This window comes from Alteriqipengyuania lutimaris, from assembly GCF_003363135.1.
GTDB classification, from domain to species: domain Bacteria; phylum Pseudomonadota; class Alphaproteobacteria; order Sphingomonadales; family Sphingomonadaceae; genus Alteriqipengyuania; species Alteriqipengyuania lutimaris.
The window spans coordinates 1243072-1264675 of record NZ_QRBB01000001.1; the positions used below are offsets into that span (position 1 = coordinate 1243072).

Annotated in this window: 19 protein-coding genes; 12 read left to right on the forward strand and 7 right to left on the reverse strand. The window is 67.4% G+C overall.

The window, feature by feature from the left end; all coding sequences use genetic code 11:
- Positions 1 to 194: 194 nt before the first annotated feature.
- The 8 genes from bchC (at position 195) to pufM (ending at position 7740) form a co-directional block, all read left to right on the forward strand.
- Complete coding sequence (bchC, locus tag DL238_RS06080; RefSeq protein ID WP_115491445.1) at positions 195 to 1130, forward strand: chlorophyll synthesis pathway protein BchC; 936 nt, start codon at positions 195 to 197, stop codon at positions 1128 to 1130.
- Positions 1127 to 2122 (forward strand): chlorophyllide a reductase iron protein subunit X, encoded by a 996-nt coding sequence (locus DL238_RS06085; RefSeq protein ID WP_115491446.1) that lies wholly within the window; start codon positions 1127 to 1129, stop codon positions 2120 to 2122. Before bchC ends, DL238_RS06085 begins: the two co-directional genes overlap by 4 nt.
- Positions 2123 to 2126: 4 nt before the next feature.
- A complete protein-coding gene (gene bchY / locus DL238_RS06090) occupies positions 2127 to 3668 on the forward strand; it encodes a chlorophyllide a reductase subunit Y (protein WP_115491447.1) in 1542 nt (513 codons plus the stop codon).
- A gap of 166 nt (positions 3669 to 3834) precedes the next feature.
- Positions 3835 to 5295, forward strand: coding sequence for a chlorophyllide a reductase subunit Z (gene bchZ, locus DL238_RS06095; RefSeq protein ID WP_115491448.1), 1461 nt, complete (start codon positions 3835 to 3837; stop codon positions 5293 to 5295).
- A 124-nt stretch (positions 5296 to 5419) separates the two neighbouring features.
- Positions 5420 to 5584 (forward strand): light-harvesting antenna LH1, beta subunit, encoded by a 165-nt coding sequence (gene pufB / locus DL238_RS06100; protein WP_115491449.1) that lies wholly within the window; start codon positions 5420 to 5422, stop codon positions 5582 to 5584.
- 77 nt (positions 5585 to 5661) lie between these two features.
- Complete coding sequence (gene pufA, locus DL238_RS06105; protein WP_115491450.1) at positions 5662 to 5850, forward strand: light-harvesting antenna LH1, alpha subunit; 189 nt, start codon at positions 5662 to 5664, stop codon at positions 5848 to 5850.
- 128 nt (positions 5851 to 5978) lie between these two features.
- Complete coding sequence (gene pufL, locus DL238_RS06110) at positions 5979 to 6803, forward strand: photosynthetic reaction center subunit L (RefSeq protein WP_115491451.1); 825 nt, start codon at positions 5979 to 5981, stop codon at positions 6801 to 6803.
- 13 nt (positions 6804 to 6816) lie between these two features.
- Entirely contained in the window at positions 6817 to 7740 is a 924-nt protein-coding gene (gene pufM, locus DL238_RS06115; RefSeq protein WP_115491452.1) for a photosynthetic reaction center subunit M, read from the forward strand.
- Positions 7741 to 7810: 70 nt separating this feature from the next.
- On the opposite strand, the gene DL238_RS06120 is transcribed toward pufM, so the two are convergent.
- From DL238_RS06120 to DL238_RS06150, 7 genes are all read right to left on the reverse strand, one after another.
- Entirely contained in the window at positions 7811 to 8059 is a 249-nt protein-coding gene (locus tag DL238_RS06120) for a hypothetical protein (protein WP_181883845.1), read from the reverse strand.
- A 10-nt stretch (positions 8060 to 8069) separates the two neighbouring features.
- Positions 8070 to 8549: a TspO/MBR family protein gene (locus DL238_RS06125; protein ID WP_115491453.1), complete on the reverse strand. Its 480-nt coding sequence runs from the start codon at positions 8547 to 8549 to the stop codon at positions 8070 to 8072.
- A 27-nt stretch (positions 8550 to 8576) separates the two neighbouring features.
- Positions 8577 to 9770, reverse strand: a complete 1194-nt coding sequence (locus DL238_RS06130) for a geranylgeranyl diphosphate reductase (protein WP_115491454.1) — start codon at positions 9768 to 9770, stop codon at positions 8577 to 8579.
- Positions 9767 to 11104, reverse strand: coding sequence for a BCD family MFS transporter (locus DL238_RS06135; RefSeq protein WP_115491455.1), 1338 nt, complete (start codon positions 11102 to 11104; stop codon positions 9767 to 9769). The genes DL238_RS06130 and DL238_RS06135 overlap by 4 nt, the downstream gene beginning before the upstream one ends.
- Positions 11104 to 12006: a chlorophyll synthase ChlG gene (gene chlG / locus DL238_RS06140; RefSeq protein WP_115491456.1), complete on the reverse strand. Its 903-nt coding sequence runs from the start codon at positions 12004 to 12006 to the stop codon at positions 11104 to 11106. Before chlG ends, DL238_RS06135 begins: the two co-directional genes overlap by 1 nt.
- Positions 12007 to 12072: 66 nt before the next feature.
- Positions 12073 to 13491 (reverse strand): transcriptional regulator PpsR, encoded by a 1419-nt coding sequence (ppsR, locus tag DL238_RS06145; protein ID WP_115491457.1) that lies wholly within the window; start codon positions 13489 to 13491, stop codon positions 12073 to 12075.
- Between the two features lie 14 nt (positions 13492 to 13505).
- The gene (locus DL238_RS06150; protein ID WP_234030983.1) at positions 13506 to 14387 is read right to left on the reverse strand and encodes a cobalamin B12-binding domain-containing protein; all 882 of its coding nucleotides are present in this window, start codon (positions 14385 to 14387) and stop codon (positions 13506 to 13508) included.
- 277 nt (positions 14388 to 14664) lie between these two features.
- Here DL238_RS06150 and bchF point away from each other — a divergent pair, with 277 nt between their 5' ends.
- Genes bchF through bchH form a run of 4 tightly spaced genes read left to right on the forward strand, consistent with a single transcriptional unit; the run spans position 14665 to position 21599 of the window.
- Positions 14665 to 15144 (forward strand): 2-vinyl bacteriochlorophyllide hydratase, encoded by a 480-nt coding sequence (gene bchF, locus DL238_RS06155; protein ID WP_234030984.1) that lies wholly within the window; start codon positions 14665 to 14667, stop codon positions 15142 to 15144.
- On the forward strand, positions 15141 to 16436 hold the full coding sequence (locus tag DL238_RS06160) for a ferredoxin:protochlorophyllide reductase (ATP-dependent) subunit N (RefSeq protein ID WP_115491459.1): 1296 nt from the start codon (positions 15141 to 15143) through the stop codon (positions 16434 to 16436). The genes bchF and DL238_RS06160 overlap by 4 nt, the downstream gene beginning before the upstream one ends.
- Before the next feature lie 2 nt (positions 16437 to 16438).
- A complete protein-coding gene (gene bchB / locus DL238_RS06165; protein ID WP_115491460.1) occupies positions 16439 to 18067 on the forward strand; it encodes a ferredoxin:protochlorophyllide reductase (ATP-dependent) subunit B in 1629 nt (542 codons plus the stop codon).
- Positions 18057 to 21599 carry a magnesium chelatase subunit H gene (gene bchH / locus DL238_RS06170; protein WP_115491461.1) on the forward strand — a complete coding sequence of 1181 codons (3543 nt, stop codon included), beginning with the start codon at positions 18057 to 18059 and terminating at the stop codon, positions 21597 to 21599. Before bchB ends, bchH begins: the two co-directional genes overlap by 11 nt.
- Positions 21600 to 21604 lie beyond the last annotated feature (5 nt).

Below are 21604 nucleotides of genomic sequence, written 5' to 3' on the forward strand. Positions count from 1 at the left end.
CCTACGCGCAAGGTCTTGGAATCGGCTGCGGCATCGCGGATCCCTGCGGGCTCCGCGCTATACGTCGAAAAGTTCTGACAGATGATGTGTCACCTGCAATTGACAGTTCGGAACGTTAGGCGTAGCTGACAAATGGGCCTCCGCAGCGTTTCGCTCCGGCGGCTCCAAGGGAAACGGGGAGACGCAGGCAGACAATGGATACGATGGCGGTCACACTCGAAGGACCGGAGCGCATGGCGCTCAAGCGTCTCGAGCTGCGCGGCATCGGGGCCAGCGATGTCGTGGTCTCCATTCACTACAGCGGTGTCAGCACGGGGACGGAGAAGCTTCTCTGGACCGGCGAGATGCCGCCCTTTCCCGGCATGGGTTATCCGCTGGTGCCGGGCTACGAATCGGTCGGACGGATCGTCGATGCCGGGCCCGACGCGCAATCGCGGATCGGCGAGTGGGTCTTCGTACCAGGAGCCAATTGCTACACCGATGCACGCGGGCTCTTTGGCGGAACGGCGCAGCGGCTGATCGTACCGGCGGCGCGCGCGCTGCCGATCCCCGAGTCGCTGGCAGAACAGGGCGTGCTCTTCGCGCTCGCCGCGACCGCGCGCCATGCGCTCGGCGGTGGCGATGCGCCCGACCTTATCGTCGGCCACGGCGTGCTCGGGCGGCTGCTCGCCCGGCTGACCATCGCCACCGGCGCACCCGCCCCGACCGTGTGGGAAATCGATCCCAGCAGGCGTGCGGGCGCGCAGGGCTATTCGGTGATCGATCCCGCAGCGGACGAGCGCCGCGACTATCGCAGCATCTACGACGTCAGCGGCGATGCCTCCGGCCTTGATCGGCTGATCGGGCGGATCACCAAGGGCGGCCAGATCGTGCTCGCGGGTTTCTATCGCGACCGGCTCGGCTTCGACTTCGCGCCTGCCTTCCAGCGCGAGGCGCGCCTGCGCATCGCCGCCGAGTGGCAGCCGCAGGACCTTGCCGCGACACAAACCCTCATCCGAACCGGCGCACTGAGCCTCGGCGGACTCGTCACCGACGTGGCCCCCGCCAGCGACGCCCCCACTGCCTACCCGAACGCCTTCGAGGACCGCGACTGCCTCAAGCTGGTGCTCGACTGGAGCGAACTTGCATGACCCATCTCGACCAACTTTCTGCCGTGGAGGCTCTGCGCGAAGAGGCCGCGATCGAGCCCGATCCGGTCCACGACGGAGAAGTGACCAAGCAGACGCAGGTCATCGCGATCTACGGCAAGGGCGGCTCGGGCAAGAGCTTCGCGCTGTCCAATCTCAGCTACATGATGGCGCAGCAGGGCAAGCGCGTGCTGCTGATCGGCTGCGATCCCAAGAGCGACACGACCAGCCTGCTGTTCGGCGGCAAGGCGTGCCCGACGATCATCGAGACCTCCTCCAAGAAGAAGCTCGCAGGCGAGGAGGTGAGCATCGAGGATGTCTGCTTCCAGCGCGACGGCGTGTTCGCGATGGAGCTGGGCGGCCCCGAGGTCGGTCGCGGCTGCGGCGGTCGCGGGATCATCCACGGGTTCGAACTGCTCGAGAAGCTCGGCTTCCACGAGTGGGGCTTCGACTACGTGCTGCTCGATTTTCTGGGTGACGTGGTATGCGGCGGCTTCGGCCTGCCGATCGCGCGCGACATGTGCCAGAAGGTGATCGTGGTCGGGTCGAACGACCTGCAATCGCTCTACGTCGCCAACAACGTGTGCAAGGCGGTCGAATATTTCCGCTCGATGGGCGGCAATGTCGGCGTCGCGGGCATGATCGTGAACAAGGACGACGGCACGGGCGAGGCGCAGGCCTTTGCGAAAGCCGTCGACATACCGGTGCTGTGCGCGATCCCGGCGAACGAGGATATCCGCCGCAAGTCCGCCAACTATCAGATCATCGGCAGGCCCGGCACCGAGTGGGCCCCGCTGTTCGAGGAACTGGCGGTTAACGTCGCCAATGCCCCGCCGCAGCGCCCGACACCGCTCGAAGGGGACGGCCTGCTCGACCTGTTCAGCCCTGAAGACACGGGCGGCAACGTCCAGCTGATCCCGGCGACCCAGGCGGACATGCGCGGCGGCTCGTTCGAGCCCAAGCCGAGCCTCGAAGTCGTGTACGACGAGGTCTGAAGGGATGAGCGACCCCATCACCCCCGACACGAGAAGCGCCGACCGGCTCGATCTTGGCAAGCCCGACGAGGGCGGCTGCGCCAGTGGCGACACGATGCGCGAGGCGGCCCGCAAGGCGGGAAAGAGCGACATCCTCGACCAGTATGCGCGCGACTATCCGCTCGACGAGGCCAAGCAGGGCCCGCACGACCAGCCGCAAAGCATGTGCCCTGCGTTCGGGAGCCTGCGCGTCGGCCTGCGGATGAAGCGCACCGCGACCGTCCTGTCGGGCAGCGCGTGCTGCGTTTACGGCCTGACCTTCACCTCGCATTTCTACGGCGCACGGCGGACGGTCGGCTACGTGCCCTTCAGCTCCGAAACGCTCGTCACCGGCAAGCTGTTCGAGGATATCAAGGAGGCGGTCGAGCAGCTCGCCGACCCCGCGCAGTACGACACGATCATCGTCACCAACCTGTGCGTGCCCACCGCCAGCGGCGTGCCGCTGCGGTTGCTGCCCGACCAGATCAACGGTGTGCGCGTGATCGGCATCGACGTACCCGGCTTCGGCATCCCGACCCATGCCGAGGCGAAGGACGTCCTCGCCGGGGCAATGCTGAAATATGCGCGCGAGGAGGCCGACGAAGGTCCGGTCGCCGCGCCGACCCATCGACCGGACCGGCCGACGGTGACTCTCCTGGGAGAGATGTTCCCCGCTGACCCGGTCGTGATCGGGCAATTGCTCGAACCGCTTGGCCTCGCGGCCGGCCCGGTCGTTCCCACGCGCGAGTGGCGCGAACTGTACAGCGCGCTCGACTGCGCGGCGGTCGCCGCAATCCACCCCTTCTACACCGCCAGCGTGCGCGAGTTCGAGGCGGCCGGGCGCGGCGTGGTCGGCTCCGCGCCGGTCGGGCGCGATGGCACCGCGGCGTGGCTCGATGCCATCGGAACGGCCTGCGGCATCGCGCAGGACAAGGTCGATGCGGTCAAGAACGCGATCCTGCCCGCGATCGAGGGCGCGCTCTCGGGAGCGCGCATCGACGGTCGGATCACCGTGTCGGGCTACGAAGGCTCCGAACTGCTGGTCGCGCGGCTGCTGATCGAAAGCGGCGCCGAGGTGCCCTATGTCGGCACCGCCTGCCCGCGCACCCGGTGGTCCGATCCGGACCGCGAATGGCTCGAGGCAAAGGGCGTGCGGGTCAATTTCCGCGCGAGCCTCGAGGAGGATATCGCGGCCTACGAGGAGTTCGGTCCCGATCTCGCCATCGGCACCACGCCGGTGGTGCAGCACGCCAAGCAGCGCGCGACGCCTGCACTCTACTTCACCAACCTCATCTCCGCGCGCCCGCTGATGGGCCCGGCGGGGGCGGGCAGCCTGGCGCAGGTGATCAACGCGGCGCTGGGCAACAAGGCGCGCTTCGACCGGATGCGCGATTTCTTCGAAGGCGTCGGTGCAGACGACAATGCGGGCATCTGGGAAGACACCCCGGTCGACCGCCCGCAGTTCAAGAAGAAGTTCGCCGCGCAGACAGCTGCCGCGCTCAAGGCGGCCGAGGCGGTGGGATCATGATGGCCGTGCGCTCAATCCTCCCCTATCGGGGGAGGGGGACCAGCCGCAGGCTGGTGGAGGGGCACGCTCGCGTGATCCGACCGCCTGTGTTGGCCGGAAGCGCCGACGGTGCCCCTCCACCCCGTGCTGCGCGCGCGGTCCCCCTCCCCGTTCCGGGGAGGATGGCATGACCCTGGTTCTCGATCACGATCGGGCCGGCGGCTACTGGGGCGCGGTCTACGTCTTCACTGCGGTGAAGGGCCTGCAGGTCGTCATCGACGGGCCGGTCGGCTGCGAGAACCTGCCGGTCACATCCGTCCTCCACTACACCGACGGCCTGCCGCCGCACGAATTGCCGATTGTCGTCACCGGGCTGGGCGAGGAAGAGCTCGGCAAGACCGGCACCGAAGCCGCGATGAAGCGGGCGTGGAAGACGCTCGACCCCGAACTGCCATCGGTGGTGGTCACTGGCTCGATTGCCGAGATGATCGGCGGCGGGGTGACGCCCGAGGGCACCACGATCCGCCGCTTCCTGCCGCGCACGATCGACGAGGACCAGTGGGAAAGCGCGGACCGTGCATTGAGCTGGCTGTGGACCGAATTCGGGCCGAAGAAGATGCCCAAGGCCAAGGCGCTCAAGGAGGGCGAGAAGCCGCTCGTCAACATCATCGGCCCCGCTTACGGCATGTTCAACATGGCCAGCGACATGGCCGAGATCCGCCGTCTGGTCGAAGGGATCGGGGCGGAGGTGAACTGCGTCTTCCCGCTCGGCAGCCACCTCGCCGACATGCGCAAGCTCGCCAACGCCCACGCCAACGTGTGCATGTATCGCGAGTACGGCCGCAACCTGTGCGAATTGCTCGAGCGGCCGTTTTTCCAGGCGCCGATCGGGCTCACCTCGACCACCAAATTCCTGCGCTCGCTCGGCGAGGAGTTGGGGCTCGATCCCGAACCCTTCATCGAGAAGGAAAAGCACACCACGATCAAGCCGCTATGGGATCTGTGGCGCTCGGTCACGCAGGATTTCTTCGGCACCGCCAATTTCGGGATCTGCGCGAACGAGACCTACGCGCGCGGCATTCGCCACTTCCTCGAGGAGGACATGGGTCTGCCCTGCAACTTCGCCTTCGGGCGGCGTGCCGGGGTGAAGCCGAAGAACGAGGACGTGCGCGCCGCGATCCATGCCAATCCGCCGCTGGTGGTATTCGGTAGCTACAACGAACGGATGTACATGGCGGAGGCCGCAGGCGGTGGCCACGGCCCGCAGGCGCAGTTCATTCCCGCAAGCTTCCCGGGCGCGGCGATCCGCCGCCATACGGGGACGCCCTTCATGGGCTATTCGGGCGCGACCTACCTCGTCCAGGAGGTGTGCAATGCGCTGTTCGACGCGCTGTTCCACATCCTCCCGCTCGGAACCGATATGGACAGGGCCGAAGCGACTCCGGCGCGCAAGCAGGCCGAGCTGTGCTGGGAACCCGAAGCCAAGGCGCGTTACGACGCGATCGTCGAGGCGCAGCCGGTACTCGTGCGGATTTCGGCCGCCAAGCGTCTGCGCGACGCCGCCGAAACCGCCGCGCGCCGGGCGCAGGAAACCACCGTCACTGCCGATCGGCTTGCCGACGTGCTGCTCGAAGGAGCGGCGCGGTGAGCCGTCCGGTCCAGCCATCCGCCCGGCGACGGGCCCACAGATCTGCGCGCACGGCAGTGCCGTCACGCGGGTGCCACCGGGGCGGCGTTGCCCCGATCTGTCCAGCAAGTTTGGAGATTGATCAATGAACGATCCGACACCTGGCGACGACCGCTTCGGTCTGCGGACCTACCTGACGCCCGAAGAAGCCAAGGAATTTCACAAGATTTTCATGGGCTCCTTCATCGGCTTCACGGGGATCGCCGTCCTCGCCCATATCGCGCTGTGGGCCTACAAGCCCTGGCTCTGAGCCAGACGCATCTTTCGCCGATGGTGGCCCGCGGGCTGCGGCGGCGAACCCTCCACCATTCTTGAAGGAGTAAGACCATGTGGAGAATTTGGCTGATTTTCGATCCGCGCCGGGCACTGGTGGCACTGTTCGTGTTCCTGTTCGTCCTTGCGCTGCTGATCCACTTCATCCTGCTCAGCACCAACCGCTACAACTGGCTGGATGGCGCGGCGGCAGTTCCGGCGACCACCGCCGCAAGCACCGAGGCTCCGGTCCGGACCGGCTAGAGAGCAGGTGACGCGACGACGGGAGCGGGTTCGCCCGCTCCCGGGGCCGATAGCGCTCAGGCGCTCCCGGCCGAGACCTCTGGGATGAACCAACAAGACCCGTCTGTGACGACGGGGAGGATGGACCTATGGCGCTCCTGAGTTTCGAGCGGAAATACCGCGTGCGTGGCGGCACGTTGATCGGGGGCGACCTGTTCGATTTCTGGGTGGGTCCCTTCTACGTCGGTTTCTTCGGCGTGACGGCGGCGATCAGTGCGCTGCTGGGCACCCTGCTGATCTTCGCCGCGGCCTCGCAGGGCCCGACCTGGAATCCGTGGCTCATCTCGATCGACCCTCCGCCGATCGAAGCGGGGCTGGCCGCCGCGCCGCTCAACGCGGGTGGATACTGGCAGATCATCACGGTCTGCGCGCTGATCGCCTTCGGGTCGTGGGCGCTGCGGCAGGTCGAAATCTGCCGCAAGCTGGGGATGGGGTACCACGTGCCCATCGCCTTCAGTTTCGCCATACTGGCCTACGCGACGCTGGTCGTGTTCCGCCCGCTGTGGCTGGGGGCCTGGGGACATGGCTTCCCCTACGGGATATTCTCGCACCTCGATTGGGTGTCGAACATCGGATACCAGTACGTCAATTTCCACTACAACCCGCTGCACATGGTCGCGATCACGTTCTTCTTCACGACGAACCTCGCGCTCGCCCTGCACGGTGCGCTGGTGCTTTCGGCGGTGAACGTGCCCAAGGGCGAAGAGGTCAAGTCGCCGGAATACGAGGACACCTTCTTCCGCGACTTCATCGGCTATTCGATCGGCACCATCGGCATCCACCGGCTGGGCCTGCTCCTGGCGCTCAATGCCGGTTTCTGGAGTGCGGCCTGCATCATCATTTCCGGTCCGCTGTTCGTGGGCAGCTGGCCCGACTGGTGGGACTGGTGGCGCACCATCCCGGTCTGGTCCTGAGGAGGAGGCGATAATGTCACGCTATTACAACATCTTCACCCAGGTCCAGCTCGACGGCCCGGCAGAGATGGGCATCGACCTGCCCTTCGCCGACGAGCCGCGCATCCCGCTGCACTGGAATGCCCACTGGTTCGGCAAGCTCGGCCAGGCGCAGTTCGGACCGATCTATCTCGGCTGGCTCGGCCTTGCGTCCTGCATATTCGGCTTTCTCGCGATCTCGATCATCGGCTGGAACATGCTCGCCTCGGTCGGCTGGAGCCCGATCGCCTTCATGCGCGAGTTCTTCTGGCTGTCGCTCGACCCGCCGGGACCCGAGTACGGCTTCTCGCCCTTCGTTCCGCTGGCCGAAGGCGGCTGGTTCATCCTGACCGGCTTCTTCCTCACCATCTCGGTGCTGCTGTGGTGGGCGCGGACCTATCGCCGGGCAAAGGCGCTCGGCATGGGGCTGCATGTCAGCTGGGCCTTCGCCAGCGCGATCTGGCTGTTCCTCGTGCTCGGCTTCATCCGCCCGATGCTGATGGGCAGCTGGTCCGAGGCGGTGCCTTACGGCATTTTCCCGCATCTCGACTGGACCAACAATTTCTCGCTGGTCCACGGCAACCTGTTCTACAACCCGTTCCACTGCCTCTCGATCGTGTTCCTCTATGGCTCGGCGCTGCTGTTCGCGATGCACGGGGCTACGATCCTCGCGGTCGGCCGCTATGGCGGGGAGCGCGAGATCGAGCAGATCACCGATCGCGGGACCGCGGCGGAGCGTGCGGGCCTGTTCTGGCGCTGGACGATGGGCTTCAACGCTTCGATGGAATCGATCCACCGCTGGGCCTGGTGGTTCGCGATCCTGACCACGCTGACCGGCGGGATCGGGATCCTGCTGTCGGGCACGGTGGTCGACAACTGGTACGTGTGGGCACAGGAACACCACTACGCCCCCAGCTGAGCGAAGGGGTTCGAAGCTGCACAAGAGGAGCCCGGCCTGCTGGTCGGGCTCTTTGCTTTTTGTGGTTGTGCTATCCGCGGGTCCGGGCGCGCAGGTCGATGAGGTGGAGCGGGAAGGCGAGCGCTACTGGCAGCGCGATCCAGTACCACTCCGCACCGACCAGCGCGGCGCGCAGGCCCAGCACGATCAGCGCGGCGGGGCCGAGCAGGCGGGCCAGCTCCGCCGTCCGCCATCCGCGCAGCCGCAGCAGCACGGCCTCCGCCGCCAGCACTGCGAGGACCACGTCCGCCGCGTGACCGGTTTCGAAAAGCCATTGCATCAAGGTCGCCCTAGAACGGACCGTTGAGCTCGACCACGCTCCAGTTGAGCGCGCCGGCGATCGTGACCCAGACGAGGTAGGGCACCAGCGCGAGTCCCGCGACGCGCGAATAGCGGGCGCAGAACAGGATCAGCGCGGCGACCGAGAGCCACAGCAGCATCAGTTCCGCAAAGGCCCAGTCGGGCCGCTGCATGCGAAAGAAGATCAGGCTCCACAGCACATTGAGGAAGCCGTTCAACGCGAACAGGCCGATCACGGTGTCGGCCACGCGCGAATTGGGCGCCGCGCGCCATGCGCTGACCGCTGCCAGCGCGGCGAGCGCGAAGATCGCGGTCCACGCGATCGGGAAGACGAAGCTCGGCGGGCTCCAGTCGGGCTTTTCGAGGCCCTGGTACCACGGCCCCAGATCGGTGATCGTCCCGCCCAGCATAGCAATGCCCAGCGCCGCGACGCCCGCCACGATGATCGGCAATACCCAGCTGCGACCCATCAGGCGCCGATCTTCATGCGGGAGCCCTCATGCCGCAGCCCTGAGGCCGAGCAGGTGCGCGCAATCCTTCAGGAAGATGCGCATATGCGCGGCAGGCCGCGCGCGCACGAGCCGCTTGTTCATGTAGGCCTCCCACGTCAGCTGCTGCACGTCGCGGTCGGCGCACATGGTCACGAAACGCTCGCGCCGCTTGTCGCTCGAATACCAGAAATGCTGCATCATGCCGAGGATCCAGAACACCTTGCCGTGCTCGCGCATGAAGGCCTTGCGCGCTTGCCTGAGCGCGGCGGGTTGCCCGGTGGCGAGGAACTGCTCGGCCGCCTGTGCCACGCAGCGCCCGCCCATCATCGCGTAGTAGATCCCCTCGCCACTGGCGGGGGCGACCACGCCTGCGGCATCGCCCGCGACGATCACGTCCGCACCATTGTCCCACCGCTTAAGCGGTTTGAGCGGGATCGGCGCGCCTTCGCGGCGGATCGTCTCGCAGCCGTCGAGATGCAGGTCGCCGCGCATCCGCGCGACCGCGCCGCGTAAGCTGAAGCCCTTGTTCGCGCTGCCCACGCCGACACTCGCGGTCTCGCCATGCGGGAAGACCCAGGCGTAGAAATCGGGCGAGAGGTGCCCCTGATAGAAGACGTCGCAGCGCGAGCCGTCGAAACCTTCACTATCGTTGGCAGGCGACCGGATGATCTCGTGATAGGCGAAGACGCATTTCATCCGCTCCGCCCCCGCGATGTTCTGCGCCGCGACGGTCGAGCGCGCGCCGTCGGCGCCGATCACGAGCCGGGTGCGCACCCGTTGCAGCTCGCCGCCGCGTCGTTTGCGGTAGCAGACCGTCGAGGGTTGGCCTTCCTCGCGCTCGATCGTCTCGAAGGTGCCGGTGCGCCGCTCGGCCCCCGCCTGCGCGGCACGGGTCCGCAGCCATTCGTCGAACACGTCGCGGTCGACCATGCCGACATAGCCGATCTCGCCCACCGGCATGTCCACCTTGCGGTCCGAGGGGGCGATCATCCGGGCCGAGCGCGCGCGGGCGACCAGCAGGCTTTGCGGTACGTCGAAATCCTTCAGCAGGCGCGGGGGCACCGCGCCGCCGCAGGGCTTGATCCGGCCCGCCCGGTCGAGGAGCAGCACGCGCCGCCCGGCATCCGCCAGGTCCTTCGCGATCGTCGCCCCGGAAGGCCCTCCGCCGACCACCACTGCGTCGTAGATGTCCTGTGTCATGCCGCTGCCACTCCCTCTCTGGCCCGTACTGGTGCGCGCCGTTTTGCCTGGACCGCGAGCATCGCGGCGAGGATGAAGAGCGAGGCTTCGAGTGCGAAGATCAGCTGGAAGGCGACGCCGTCCTGCCCCGCGACCCGCCGCGCAATATCGACGCCGATCGCGCCGCCCAGGCCGCCGAGGCCGAAGGCGATCGCCTGCGCCGCGCCCCACACGCCCATCCGCACGCCCTCGCGCGTCTTTTCTCCCGCGCCCGCCAGCCCCATCATCGCTCCGATGGCGGAGACTGCGAAGACGCCGTTGCAAAAGCCGAGGACGAAGACATTGGCGGCGAGTGGCCAGCCCGGCCCCGCCAGCGCGGCGATGGCCAGTCCGAAAAGCGCAATTCCTGATCCCGCGCAGCCCGCGACGATCCACAGGCGGAGGTCGACCGGCAGCCGTCCGGCAAAGGCGCTGCCGCCGATCCCGGCAAGGATCATGCCCACCAGCACGCCGCCGTGCTGAAGCCCCGAAAGCTGCGTCGACTCGCCGGGGCTCATGCCGAAGACGAGGCCCGCAAAAGGCTCGAGGATCAGGTCCTGCATCGAATAGGCGAGCATCGAGACGAAGATCAGCACGGTGAAACGGCGCGCAGCGGTCTCCTGCATTATCTCGCGCAGTGCATCGGCGAAGCCGGGGGCATCCCCCCGATCCCGATCCGCGAAGTCGGCCATGGCACGCGGTTCGAGGCGCCAGATCGCGGCGCATGCCAGCGCGAAGGCGGCCAGCGCGACTCCGTTCGCCACGGCAGCGAGGCGCGCCTGCGAAAAGGGATCGAGCAGCGCGCCCGCGACGCCCGCGGCGACCACGATCCCGGCGATCATCATCGTCCAGGTCACCGCCGCCGCGGCAGCGCGCCTTTCGGGGACGACGCCCGAGGCGAGCAGCGCGAGCATCGATGTGCCCGCCGCGCCCACGCCCGCGCCGATCATCGTGAAGGCCAGCACCGCGAGTGCGCCACCGGTGAGCGCATCATCGGGCAAGAGCACGGTCGCGCGCACCGCCAGCAGCGCTCCGCCCGCGAGCACCGCCATGCCGCCGACGATCCACGGCGTGCGGCTGCGCCCGTGATCCGATCCATGCCCCCAGAGCGGCCGCGCGAGCTGCACCGCATAGTGCCACGCGACCAGCCCGGCGGGAATCGCGGCGGCGAGCGCATATTCGACCACCATCACGCGGTTGAGCAGCGATGCCGCCAGCATCACGATCGCACCGATGGATGCCTGGACGAGGCCGAGGCGGATGATGGAGAACCACCCGAGGCCGGTCGAGTCAGAACGGGGCAGGGCGGGGGCCATCAGATATAGCCCCCGAGGCCCAGCCCGGCCGCGAGCATGCCGAGGACATAGAGCGTAACGCCGGTGGTGCCGTACCACGGGGCGTGCTTCGCCGGATTGCGCAGCAGTCGCGGCATGAGCGCGAACTGCCCGGCGAGCAGCGCGGCGACGATCGCGCCCGAAAGCGTGTGCCCCCATGCGAAGAGCAGTGCGATGACGATGGCCTGCGTCACCACCATGGTCGCGCAGGCGAGCAGGCTCGCATTACGCACGCCGAGCGTGACGGGAAGCGAGCGCAGTCCGGTCGTGCGGTCGCCTTCGACCGCCTTGAAATCGTTCAGCGTCATGATCCCGTGCGCGCCGAGCGAATAGAGGATCAGGATGGTCAGGACGGAAGGCGCGGGCATCGCGCCGAGCATCACGGCGGCCCCGGTGAACCAGCTCAGCCCTTCATAGGTCAGACCCACCACTGCCGGGCCCCACCAGCCGCTCGCCTTCAGGCGGAAGGGCGGGGCGCTGTAGGCCCAGGCGAGCGCGAGGCCGACGGCCGCTGCACCCAGTACGAGCGGACCCAGCGCCGGTGCCAGCAGCAGCGACAGCAGCGTTCCGGCAATGGCGATGGCGAGGCCCCAGCGGCCCGCGACCCTGCCCGAGGGAATCGGGCGGTCCGGCTCGTTGATCGCGTCGACGTGCCGGTCGAACCAGTCGTTGACCGCCTGGCTGGTGCCGCACACCATCGGGCCGGCCAGCAGCACGCCGCACGCGACCAGCAGCCAGCGCCTGTCGACCGCCGCGCCGGACGACACGACCCCGACCGCGAAGGCCCACATCGGCGGAAACCAGGTGATGGGTTTGAGCAGCGCGAGGACATCGCGGGCCGCAGGCGGCGGCGACGTCCGGAAAGTGAGCGCCGATCGTTCCATGCGCCGAGGTTATGCCCCTCGCACGGCACCGTCAAACTGTTTTGACGCTCGATCTGTCAGGTTTGATTATCTGGCGTCTTCGCCCTGCTTGCCCAGACCATAGCGGTTGAGCTTGGAATAGAGGCTCTGCCGGCTCAGGCCGAGGATTTCGGCGGCGGAGGCGCGATTGTCCGACGTGTAGAGCAGCGCGGCCTCGATACACAGTCGCTCGATCAGGTCGGTGCTTTCGCGCACGATGTCCTTCAGCGGCATGCGCCCGACCAGATCGGTCAGTTCGTCGACCGAGCGGGGCAGGTCTTCGCCACCCGTCGCGACTTCGCGCAAGCGGCGGGCGACGGGGCGGATGACGAAGCCGAAATAGCGCGGATCCTCCTGCGTCGCGACGGCCGAAATCTCGACCGGCTCTTCGGACGTGCCGCCGATCGATCGGACCACGCTGGTCACGTTGCGGGCGACTCCGTCCTTCTCCATCTGGCCCGCGATCAGATCCAGATCGATCCCCGGCCGGCCGAGCAGGCGCGACAGCGACCGCCCGCTCAGCTGTTCCTCGCTCGCGGCCTCGACCAGTTCGACGAAGGCCGCGTTGGCGCGCAGGATGCGCATGTCCGCATCGGCGAGGACGAAGGCGTCGGGCATGGTCTCGACGATTTCGGACAGGTGGTGGTCGTCGCGCACGGGATGCTCGTCGACCGGAGTGACGATCAGCAGGAGGTATTGGCGGCGATTCTGGCTGAACCCCGTCGCCGCGACGGTCACTTCGCGGTTGCTCCTGGAAAGCCTGGCTTGAAGCGGCGTGGCCGAATCCGAACCGAGCGCGGCGCCGAGCTGGGTGGTCAGCGAATCGCGCGAGGAGGAATCGAACAGGCCGCCCAGCTTCTTGCCGGGCAGGCTGTCTGCACGTGCGCCGGCCAGTCTTTCGGCGGCGGGGTTCGCTTCGCGGATACGATGGCTGTCCGCCTCGACGATCAGCACGGCCTCGCGCGACCGTTCGAACAGCATACGGTAGCGTGCCTCGAGCTGGCGCATCCGCATGTAGTCGCGTTCCAGCGCCTGCTGCACCTGCAATAACCGCTGCTGCGTGCGCGCAACGTCGCGCAGGTCGCGGCCGAAGGCGAGGTGGCGGCCGTTGCCGAGTCCGACCAGCGAATAGCGCACCGGTACGTCGCCGTCGGTCGTGGGATGGTTGACCTGTCGCCAGCGATGCGACTCGCCCTTGCGGGCCGCGGCGAGCATTTCCATCAGCTTGGGGCGGCTTTCGATCGTGACCGTTTCGAGCCAGTTGGTGCCCGTCCAGTCCTCGAATTCCGGGAATTCGCGCAGGTCGATCGCGCTGTCGAGGATGTCGCCGGTGTCGTCGATGACCAGCGCGATGTCGCCCGCGACGATGGCGAGGCGCTGCGCGGCATCGGCATCGAGCGCGCCGAAGACGTCCGCGCTGTCTGCGAACGAGCGTTCCGCGTCACTACCGTGCTTCTTGGTCAGCATTGGATACTCACCCCCTAGGGTGCGGGATTGGTTTCGAGTCCCGTTTCCGCAACCATGCGTTCCGCGATTTCGAGCGCGGCGAAGGCATCCGCTGCCGAGACGTCGGCACCGACTTCCTCCGCCAGGCCAGGATTCGCGTTGACCATCCGACCGCCGATCATGATGCATATTGCGGGATTGGCCGACACGGTGCGAATGGCCCGGATCAGGGATTGAAGCGCGCTGCTAGGTGAATCGGTGGTGATGGTCAATCCCACCAAATCCAAGGATTTGCGCGAAATTACCGTCAGAAGCTCACGCCGCTGCGGGTCGATCAATGCTTCGCTTTCCCATCCGGCGCGTGCAAAAACCTCATCGATCATCAGCGCGCCGAAGCTGTGCTGGTCGCCCGGCATGGGCGAAAACAAGGACTTCGCGGGTGCGGCCAGCGACCCCGCGATGGGCGGCGCACGCGAGGCGACTTCGCGCATGACTTCCTGCAGCCGCCACAGTCCCATCGTGACTTCCACGAAATCGCACTCGTCCTCTTCCCACATCCTGCCGAGCGTGCGCGCGGCGGGGGCGAGAAGATCGAGAAAGACCGGCTGCACGCCGTAGCCGCGCGCGACCAGCGCCTCGACCTCGCGCAGCGCGCGGTCCGCGTCCCACTCCAGCAGATTGACGGCGAAGCTGTCCGCGAAATCGGGTGCGATCGGATCGAGAGCTTCCGCCCTGGCGGTAGGTTCGACGCGCGACTGGGCGAGCATCAGGCGGGGGATCATCTGGTGTTCGATGACACTGCCCAGATCGTCGGGATAATGGCTCGGCTGACGATAAGGCGAGCGACGGCGCGTACCCAGAGGGTTCGCGATCATATTCCTGAGGGCGGACGATCCCATCCCGAAAACCGATGCCATTGCAGACTCTCCCAGTCTGTTAGCGGCGCGGATTGCGTCGGCCCGGGCATGCTTGGTGAGGTTCTGCGACTCCGCCTGAGCTTCGGCAAGCGTACGCCTCTGATCGCGACATGGCAAATCGATAAGTGTCCAATTAACTTGTCGTCATCTAAGATTGACACTCTCGGCAAAGAGGGCCTAGTCTCCGGGCTGGAGAGAGGAGGTCGTCGCAAGCCCAATGTCGCACGACGAGTCGCCAGCAAGGGACCAGAGCCCACCGCGTGATCGGGCAAACGCGATGCCGCAGGGTGGTGCGGCGCTTTATACGCCCGCCGAGCGTGCCCGCCGCGACGCAAGCGCGTGGACGATCGTCCAAGGCGTGCTCGCACCTCTCCAGTTCGCGATTTTCCTGCTCAGCCTCGTGCTGGTGCTGCGCACACTGCTCACGGGCCAGGGCGCGCTCGCCGCCGATCTCTCGATCATCGCCAAGACCTTCGCGCTCTACGCGATCATGGTCACCGGCTCGATCTGGGAGAAGGAGGTCTTTGGAAAATGGCTCTTCGCCCGGCCCTTCTTCTGGGAAGACGTGTTCAGCATGGTCGTGATCGCGCTGCACACGGCCTACCTCGCCATGCTTCTGGGCGGCATCGGTAGCGTCGAGGCGCGGCTCCTCGTCGCGCTGGCGGGATACGCCGCCTATGTCGTCAATGCCGGTCAGTTCCTGCTCAAGCTGCGCGCCGCGCGACTCGCGGACAGCGTTCAGGCGGTGCCCGCATGAAGGCCGACGCATTCTCGCTCCCCGTCGATAGCGGCTGCGCGGCCCCGCCCACCCGCGAGGTGTTGCGCGAGCGCGGGCAACGCGAAGTTTTCTGCGGGCTGACCGGGATCGTCTGGCTCCATCGCAAGATGCAGGACGCCTTCTTCCTCGTGGTCGGATCGCGCACCTGCGCGCACCTGCTGCAATCGGCCGCGGGCGTCATGATCTTCGCCGAGCCGCGCTTCGCCACTGCGATCATCGAGGAGCGCGATCTGGCGGGCATGGCGGACTGCCATGAAGAGCTGGACCGCGTGGTCGACCGCCTGCTGGCCCGGCGGCCCGAGATAAAGCAGCTGTTCCTCGTCGGCTCGTGCCCGTCCGAAGTCATCAAGCTCGACCTCGGCAAGGCTGCCGAGCGACTCGGCGCAAAGCACGCCGGGCAGGTTCGGGTTCTCAATTATTCGGGCAGCGGGATCGAGACGACCTTTACCGAGGGCGAGGATGCCTGCCTTGCCTCGCTGGTCCCCGCCATGCCTGCGAGCGCGCCCGACGCGGCGCCCGCATTGCTGATGGTCGGATCGCTGCCGGATATCGTCGAAGACCAGTTCCTGCGCCTGTTCGCGCAGCTTGGTATCGAAAACGTCGGCGTGCTGCCCGCGCGCACTGCTGACGGCCTGCCGGCTGTCGGCCCGAACACGCGAATTCTCCTCGCGCAGCCCTTCCTCGGCGAAACCGCACAGGCTCTCGAAGCACGCGGTGCCCAGCGGATCGACGCGCCGTTCCCCTTCGGTGCCGAGGGCACCACCGCCTGGCTCAAGGCGGCGGCGCAGGCTTTCGGGATCGACGCGAAGCACGCCAACGCGGTGATCGCTCCGGGCCGCGAGCGCGCCAAGCGCGCGCTCGAACATCATCGCGAGAAGCTGGCGGGCAAGCGGATCAGCTTCCTGCCCGACTCGCAGCTCGAAGTGCCGCTGGCGCGCTTCCTCGCCACCGAACTGGGCATGCAGCCGGTCGAGGTCGGCACGCCCTATCTCAACCGCAAGCTCGTCGCGCGCGATCTGGAGCAATTGCCGCAGGCCACGCGCATCAGCGAAGGGCAGGATGTCGACCGGCAGCTCGACCGGGTCCGCGCCGACCGGCCCGACCTGACCGTGTGCGGCCTCGGCCTCGCCAATCCGCTGGAGGCCGAAGGGCTTTCCACCAAATGGGCGATCGAGCTGGTCTTCTCGCCCATCCACGGCTTCGAGCAGGCGGGCGACCTCGCCGAGCTTTTCGCGCGCCCGCTGCGCCGCCGCGACGTGTTGCAGGTGTAGCGGTGCAGCTGAGCGTCTGGACCTACGAGGGACCTCCCCATGTCGGCGCGATGCGGATCGCGACGGCGATGCGCGGGGTGCACTACCTGCTCCACGCGCCGCAGGGCGATACCTACGCCGACCTGCTGTTCACGATGATCGAACGGCGCGGTGCACGCCCGCCGGTCACCTACACCACCTTCCAGGCACGCGATCTGGGCAAGGACACCGCCGAGCTGTTCCAGCAGGCGGCGCGCGATGCCCATGCGCGTTTCCGCCCCGATGTCATGCTGGTCGGATCATCCTGCACCGCCGAGCTGATCCAGGACGATCCGGCCGGCATGGCCGAGGCGATGCAGCTCGACTGCCCGGTCGTCCCGCTCGAACTGCCGAGCTATTCGCGCAAGGAGAACTGGGGCGCGGGAGAGACTTTCTACCAGATCGTGCGCCATCTGGCGGACCGAACGATCCTCCCCGGAACGGGGAGGGGGACCGCCGAAGGCGGTGGAGGGGCACAGGGTGCGAAACGCCCACTCGCCAACATCCTCGGTCCCGCAGCGCTCGGTTTCCGTCATCGCGACGATGTGCGCGAGGTGCGCGGCATTCTCGACCGGCTGGGGATCGGCGTGAACTGCGTCGCCCCGCTGGGCGCATCGGCTGCGGACATTGCACGCATCGGCGCGGCGGATTTCAACATCGTGCTCTATCCGGAGATCGGCGACAGCGCCGCGCGCTGGCTGGAGCGCGAGTTCAGGCAGCCGCGCACGACAACCGTGCCGATCGGCGTCGGCGCCACGCGCGATTTCATCACCGAGGTCGCCACGCTGGCGGGTGTTGATCCGGCACCCGCGCTCGCCGACGACGAATCGCGCATGCCGTGGTGGAGCCGCTCGGTCGACTCGACCTACCTCACGGGCAAGCGCGTGTTCGTCTTCGGCGATGCGACCCACGCCGCCGCCGCTGCACGCGTGGCGCGCGACGAGCTCGGCTTAGAGGTCGTCGGGCTGGGGTGCTACAACCGCGAATTCGCGCGTGAAATACGCGATGCGGCGCGAGCTTATGGCGTCGAGCCGCTGATCACCGACGACCATCTCGAGGTGGAAGACGCGATCGCCGCCGCCGCGCCCGAGCTGGTGCTGGGCACGCAGATGGAGCGTCACATCGCCAAGCGGCTCGGCATCCCCTGCGCGGTGATCTCCGCCCCCGTCCACGTGCAGGATTTCCCCGCGCGCCACAGCCCGCAGATGGGTTTCGAGGGCGCGAACGTGCTGTTCGACACCTGGGTCCACCCGCTGGTGATGGGGCTCGAAGAGCACCTGCTCACGATGTTCCGCGAGGATTTCGAATTCTCCGACGATGCAGGAGCGTCGCACTTGGCTGCCCATTCGCCTTCTCGTCATGCTGAACTTGTTTCAGCATCCAGCGCTCCAACAGCCACGGCAAACCAGGAGGAGGGCTGGACCCCGGAACAGGTCCAGGGTGACGATGAAGACGCGTTATGGACCGCCGAAGCCGAAGCCGAACTCAGGAAAATCCCCTTCTTCGTGCGTGGCAAGGCGAAGCGGAACACGGAAAACTTCGCCGCCGAGCAGGGCCGCGGCGCGATCGACCTCGAAACGCTCTACGACGCGAAGGCGCATTATGCCCGCTAGCGCGCTCCCCCGGACTCGCGTCGTCATCGTGACGCTCGACAACCACCTCAAGGGTGCGGTCGAGCGGGCGAGCGAGCGGCTGGCGGCGGAGAATATCGAGATTGCACTGCACGCGGCGTCCGACTGGGACCGTGTGTCCGGATCGCTCGAAGCGACGGAGCAGGATGTCGGTACAGCCGACATCGTCATCGCGACGATGCTCTTCCTCGACGATCACGTGCGCGCGATCATTCCCGCGCTCGAGGCGCGGCGCGAGGACTGCGACGCGATGCTCGGCCTGATGTCGGCGGGCGAGGTCGTGCGGCTGACCCGGATGGGCGGCTACCGGATGGATGCGCCCGCCAAGGGTCCGCTCGCGCTGCTCAAGAAGCTGCGCGGTTCCGGCAAGCCGGGCGCCAGCTCGGGCGCGGGGCAGATGAAGATGCTGCGCCGCCTGCCCAAGATCCTCAAGTTCATTCCCGGCACCGCGCAGGATGTACGCGCCTATTTCCTGACGCTGCAATACTGGCTCGCCGGATCGGACGACAATGTGGTCGCGATGGTGCGCGCGCTGATCGATCGCTACGCCGCGGGCGAGCGCGAGGCCCGGCGCGGCGCGACCGGTGCCGATGCTCCGCTCGAATATCCCGAGGTCGGCGTCTATCATCTGCGCACCGACCAGCTGATTTCGGAGAGCGCGCGTCTGCTCCCGCGCCTGAAGGGTGCGCAGGGCCGGGTCGGGCTGCTGATGCTGCGCTCCTACCTGCTGGGCCGCGACACCGCGCATTACGATGGCGTGATCGCGGCGATGGAAGCCGCCGGGCTGGAGGTGGTGCCCGCCTTCGCCTCCGGCCTCGACGCGCGTCCCGCGATCGAGACATTCTTCGTGAAGGACGGCAGGCCCACGGTTGACGCGATCGTCAATCTGACCGGTTTCTCGCTGGTCGGCGGGCCTGCCTACAACGACACGGCGGCGGCGGTGAAAACGCTGTCCGGTCTCGACCTGCCCTACATCGCCGCGCACCCGATCGAGTTCCAGTCGCTGGAGAGCTGGGCCGAGGGGCGGATGGGCCTGCTGCCGCTCGAAACCACAATGATGGTCGCGATCCCCGAGCTCGACGGGGCGATCGCGCCGAGCCTGTTCGGCGGGCGCAGCGACGATGCCGAGGGCCCGGTTCGCGCGATGCGCGGCCATCCCGAACGCGCCGCCGCGCTGGCAGCGAAGACCGCGAAGCTGGTCACGCTGCGCAAGTCCGCGCGGGCGCAGCGCAAGCTCGCGATCGTGATCTTCAACTTCCCGCCCAACTCGGGCGCGACCGGCACGGCGGCGCACCTCGCGGTCTTCGAATCGCTCCACGCCACGCTCGTCCGGCTGGCCGCCGAAGGCTACGCGGTCGAGGTGCCGACAAGCATCGAAGCGCTGCGCGATGCGGTGCTGCACGGCAATGCGGAGCGGTTCTGCGCCGACGCCAATGTCGCAGCGCGCATTCCCGCCGACGAGCATGTCCGGGCCGAGCCGCACCTGAAAGAGATCGAAGCGCAGTGGGGCCCCGCGCCGGGCAGGCAGCAGGCGGACGGCTCCGCGATCCACATCTACGGGATCGAGCTGGGCAACGTCTTCGTCGGCGTCCAGCCCGCCTTCGGGTACGAGGGCGATCCGATGCGGCTGCTGTTCGAAGGCGGCTTTGCCCCGACGCATGCGTTCTCCGCTTTCTACCGCTGGATTCGGCGCGATTTCGCCGCCGATGCGGTGCTGCATTTCGGCACCCACGGCGCGCTCGAATTCATGCCCGGCAAGCAGGCGGGCCTGAGCGGGGATTGCTGGCCCGAGCGGCTGCTGGGCGACCTGCCCAACTTCAACCTCTACGCCGCCAACAACCCGTCCGAAGGCATTCTGGCCAAGCGGCGCGCTTCGGCGACGCTGGTCAGCTACCTGACCCCGCCGCTGGCCGAGGCAGGTCTCTACAAGGGCTTTGCCGACCTCAAGGCGCTGACCGAACGCTGGCGCGGGTCGAGCGACGCGGAAGAGCGCGCCTCGGTCGAAGCGATGATCGCCGATGCGTGCGACACGCTCGAGATTTTCATGGGCGATATCGAAGACCTCTCGGGTCGCCTGTATGAACTGGAGCGCACGCTGATCCCGCACGGGCTGCATGTGTTCGGCGCCAATCCGGAAGGGGAGGAGCGCGAGAGCCTGCTCGACGCCATCGAGTGCGCCGACGCCGATGCCGACCGTGAAGCTTTCGAAGACAAGCTCGACGCCAATGACGAGATGTCCGCGCTGATCCACGCGCTCGACGGCGGCTACGTCCTGCCGGCGCCGGGTGGCGATGTGCTGCGCAATCCGGACGTCCTCCCGACCGGCCGCAATATTCACGGCTTCGACCCGTTCCGCATCCCGAGCAGCTTTGCGGTCGCCGAGGGGGCGCGGCAGGCGGAGCAGCTGCTCGCCCGGCACCACGCGTCGAATGACAAAGCGCCCGAGAGCATCGCGATGGTGCTGTGGGGGACGGACAACCTCAAGAGCGAGGGCACGCAGCTGGCGCAGGCAATGGCGCTGATCGGCGCGCGTCCCCGGCTCGATTCCTATGGCCGCCTGAGCGGGGCCGAACTGATCCCGCTGGAAGAGCTGGGGCGCGCGCGGATCGATGTGGTTGCCACGCTCTCGGGCATCTTCCGCGACCTGCTGCCGCTCCAGACCCGTATGCTCGCCGAAGCCGCATGGCTTGCGACCATCGCCGACGAGCCGGTCGAACAGAACTACGTCCGCAAGCACAGCCTCGCTTTTGCGCAGGCACATGGCTGCGACCTCGAAACCGCGAGCCTGCGGGTCTTCTCCAATGCCGAGGGGGCCTACGGGGCGAACGTGAACCAGCTGATCGACGGCGGCGTGTGGACCGATCCGGACGAGCTGGCCAATGCGTTCGAGACGCACAAGGGTTATGCCTATGGGCCCAAGGGCGCGCCCGTGCAGCGGCGCGAGCTGTTCGCCGCCGCGCTCGCATCGGTCGATTTCACCTACCAGAACCTCGAAAGCGTGGAGGTCGGGATCACCGATCTCGACCAGTATGTCGATGGCCTCGGCGGCATGAACCGCGCGATCGCGCGCGCCAAGGGTGGCGAGGAAGCGCCGGTCTATATCCTCGATGCCACGCACGGCGCGGCGAAGGTGCGCACGCTGGGCGAGCAGATCGATCTCGAAACGCGCACCCGCACGCTCAACCCCAAATGGTACGAAGGCATGCTCAAGCACGGCTTCGAAGGCGTGCGCCATGTCGAAATGCACGTGACCAACACGCTCGGCTGGTCGGCCACCACCGGCGATGTGAAGCCGTGGGTCTATCAGCAGATCAGCGAGACCTTCGTGCTCGACGACGCGATGCGCGCGCGGCTTTCCGCGCTCAATCCGAAATCTTCCGCGCGGGTGGCCAACCGCCTGCTCGAAGCCTGCGAGCGCAAGCTCTGGGAACCCGACGACGAGACACTGGCGGCCCTGCGCGCGGCGAGCGACGATCTGGAAGATCGGCTCGAAGGCGTGGTTGCGGCCGAATGAGGAGA

Coding starts and splice junctions, on each gene's coding strand:
- DL238_RS06135 (WP_115491455.1), bottom strand. CDS start 11,104: ATGGCCCCCGCCCTGCCCCGTTCTGACTCGACCGGCCTCGGGTGGTTC.
- chlG (WP_115491456.1), bottom strand. CDS start 12,006: ATGGAACGATCGGCGCTCACTTTCCGGACGTCGCCGCCGCCTGCGGCC.
- bchC (WP_115491445.1), top strand. CDS start 195: ATGGATACGATGGCGGTCACACTCGAAGGACCGGAGCGCATGGCGCTC.
- DL238_RS06125 (WP_115491453.1), bottom strand. CDS start 8,549: ATGGGTCGCAGCTGGGTATTGCCGATCATCGTGGCGGGCGTCGCGGCG.
- bchF (WP_234030984.1), top strand. CDS start 14,665: ATGCCGCAGGGTGGTGCGGCGCTTTATACGCCCGCCGAGCGTGCCCGC.
- DL238_RS06085 (WP_115491446.1), top strand. CDS start 1,127: ATGACCCATCTCGACCAACTTTCTGCCGTGGAGGCTCTGCGCGAAGAG.
- pufA (WP_115491450.1), top strand. CDS start 5,662: ATGTGGAGAATTTGGCTGATTTTCGATCCGCGCCGGGCACTGGTGGCA.
- bchY (WP_115491447.1), top strand. CDS start 2,127: ATGAGCGACCCCATCACCCCCGACACGAGAAGCGCCGACCGGCTCGAT.
- DL238_RS06120 (WP_181883845.1), bottom strand. CDS start 8,059: ATGCAATGGCTTTTCGAAACCGGTCACGCGGCGGACGTGGTCCTCGCA.
- DL238_RS06150 (WP_234030983.1), bottom strand. CDS start 14,387: ATGGCATCGGTTTTCGGGATGGGATCGTCCGCCCTCAGGAATATGATC.
- bchZ (WP_115491448.1), top strand. CDS start 3,835: ATGACCCTGGTTCTCGATCACGATCGGGCCGGCGGCTACTGGGGCGCG.
- ppsR (WP_115491457.1), bottom strand. CDS start 13,491: ATGCTGACCAAGAAGCACGGTAGTGACGCGGAACGCTCGTTCGCAGAC.
- pufM (WP_115491452.1), top strand. CDS start 6,817: ATGTCACGCTATTACAACATCTTCACCCAGGTCCAGCTCGACGGCCCG.
- pufL (WP_115491451.1), top strand. CDS start 5,979: ATGGCGCTCCTGAGTTTCGAGCGGAAATACCGCGTGCGTGGCGGCACG.
- pufB (WP_115491449.1), top strand. CDS start 5,420: ATGAACGATCCGACACCTGGCGACGACCGCTTCGGTCTGCGGACCTAC.
- DL238_RS06130 (WP_115491454.1), bottom strand. CDS start 9,770: ATGACACAGGACATCTACGACGCAGTGGTGGTCGGCGGAGGGCCTTCC.
- bchH (WP_115491461.1), top strand. CDS start 18,057: ATGCCCGCTAGCGCGCTCCCCCGGACTCGCGTCGTCATCGTGACGCTC.
- DL238_RS06160 (WP_115491459.1), top strand. CDS start 15,141: ATGAAGGCCGACGCATTCTCGCTCCCCGTCGATAGCGGCTGCGCGGCC.